At 69.6% G+C, this 2,299-nt stretch carries 3 protein-coding genes; all 3 read left to right on the forward strand.

Features of this window, described 5'->3' with window-relative positions; all coding sequences use genetic code 11:
* Nucleotides 1-1,658 (forward strand): VirD4-like conjugal transfer protein, CD1115 family (locus tag GPA_RS14310; RefSeq protein ID WP_049784181.1); only part of this gene is annotated, 1,658 nt, incomplete at its 5' end.
* A gap of 84 nt (nt 1,659-1,742) precedes the next feature.
* The gene (locus GPA_RS14315) at nt 1,743-1,958 is read left to right on the forward strand and encodes a hypothetical protein (protein ID WP_006234636.1); all 216 of its coding nucleotides are present in this window, start codon (nt 1,743-1,745) and stop codon (nt 1,956-1,958) included.
* Nucleotides 1,959-1,970: 12 nt separating this feature from the next.
* A partial coding sequence (locus GPA_RS14320; RefSeq protein ID WP_049784292.1) for a PrgI family protein occupies nt 1,971-2,299 on the forward strand: 329 nt, incomplete at its 3' end.

The raw sequence follows: 2,299 nt of genomic DNA on the forward strand, positions 1-2,299 counted from the left end.
CGGAGGCGCTTCCCCTGTGCGCGGGGACCGCCTGCGCGTGCGCGGCGCTCGTCGCCTGGGCGCGCTCCATGGGATCCAAGGGCGCCCGGCGCGACGGCGAGGAGCACGGTAGCTCCAGGTGGGCCACGCGCAAGGACATCGCGCCCTTCGGCGATGCCAAGGACCCCGACAACAACATCATCCTCACCGACAACGCGCGCATCCGCCTCGTGAGCCGCAGGTTCGACCTCTCCACCGACACCAACGACAACGTGCTCGTGGTGGGCGGCCCGGGCACCGGCAAGACGCGCTACTACGTCAAGCCGAACCTCCTGCAGGCCAACGCCAGCTTCTTCGTGACCGACCCGAAGGGCACGCTCATCCGCGAGATGGGCGGCGCGCTGGCGGAGCTCGGCTACGAGATCCGCGCGTTCGACACCATCGACTTCACGCGCTCCATGCGCTTCAACCCCATAGCCTACATACGCGACGAGGCGGGCGTCATCCGCTTCGCCCGCGGCATCGTCGCCAACACCGAGGGCGACGCCGACCACAAGGGCGACCCCTACTGGGAGAAGGCCGAGCGCCTGGTCTACACCGCGCTCACGGCCTACCTCGTCATGCACTGCGAGCCCGTCGACCGAAACCTCGACGGGCTGCTCACGCTGCTCTCGCTCGCCGACGCCCGCGACGACCCGGGCTACATGAGCCCGCTCGACATGGTGTTCCGCGAGCTGGAGACCGGCGAGCGCTACGTCAGGCGCGGCGGCGCCTCGGCGGAGGGCGGATCGCTGCGCGGCTTTTCCGAGGAGGACGACGCGTGGGAGTGGGTCAAGGTCCGCGAGCCGGCGCCGCCCGACGACTTCGCGCTCGCGAGCTACCGCGAGTTCCGCGTGGCCGCCGGCGACACCATGAAGTCGATGCTCTCGAGCTGCAACGTCCGCCTGAAGCCGCTGTCCATCCGGGCCGTGCGCGACCTCACCTCCAAAGACGAGCTCGACCTCGCCCACATGGGCGACGAGGGCGCCAAGGTCGCGCTCTTCGCGTCGATGAGCGACACCGACTCGACCTTCGACTTCCTGTTCGCCCTGCTCATGGACACGGCCGTGAGCGCGCTTTGCGCCGAGGCGCTCGAGGCGCACGGCGGATCGCTGCCCACGACGGTGCACTTCGTCTTCGACGAGTTCGCCAACATCGGGCGCATACCCGACTTCGAGCGGACCATCGCGGTCACCCGCAGCAGGAACATCGCGGTCTCGATGATCGCCCAGTCGCTCTCGCAGCTGAAGGAGACCTACGGCGACAACAACGCCGAGACCATCGTGAACGCCTGCGACACGCTGCTCTACCTGGGCGGCAAGGCGAACGAGACCAACGAGGAGATCAGCAAGATGGCCGGCAAGCAGACGGTGGCGAGCGAGACGCAGAGCGACTCGCGGGGCGCCGGCTGGACCCGCACCGTGAACCGCGGCATCTCCGAGCGCGACCTCATACAGCCCGCCGAGGTGGCGCGCATGCCGCGCGAGGACGCGCTCGTGCTCGTGAACGGGTGCATGCCGCTCATGGACCGGAAGTACCGGCTCGAGCGCCACCCGCGCTCGCGCCTGCTCGAGGAGGCGGCGCGCCGCGGCCCGTTCGACTTCGCGGAGTACCGCAGGCGGAAGGACGGCGCATCGTGACGGGGCCGCGGAGGGCGCGTGCCTCCCCCGCCGCGGGGGAGGAGCAGCAAGGAACATCGTCAACTGAAAGCAAAGGAGAGCAGCATGCTCGCAAACGTCATCAAGCTCGTGTCGGGCTGCGTGACCTTCCTCGGCGGCTTCCTGGTCGTGTGGGGAGCGGTCTCGCTCGGCCTGGCCATCAGGGAGCAGCAGGGCGGCCCGCAGATCGCGACCGCCATTTCCACCATCGCCGGCGGCGCGATCATCATCGCCGCGTCGGTCTACTTCGGGCAGCTGGACACGTCCTGGCTGCCGGCATAGGGGGCGTCGCGGATGGCGCTCCGGATACCGGTGCAGAAGGACATCGGGGAGTACGAGGAGAAGATCGTCGGGAAGATGAGCCTGCGCACGCTCGCATGCGTGTCGCTCGGCTTCGGCAGCGCGGTCGGGGCGGCGGCCTTCGTCCACCTGGGCCTGCACGCCGACGTCGCGGACGCGGCCTTCCCGATCATGCTCTGCAGCATGCCGTTCTGGCTCGCCGGGTTCTGGCGGCCCTTCGGCATGCGCGCCGAGGAGCTGCTGCCTCTCCTGGCGGCACACGAGCTCTCCCCGCAGCTGCTCGCGTACGAGCCCTGCCTCGCCGGGAGCCTCCCCGAGGGCTC

Origin of the sequence: Gordonibacter pamelaeae 7-10-1-b (assembly GCF_000210055.1) — a bacterium.
In the GTDB taxonomy this organism is placed as follows: domain Bacteria; phylum Actinomycetota; class Coriobacteriia; order Coriobacteriales; family Eggerthellaceae; genus Gordonibacter; species Gordonibacter pamelaeae.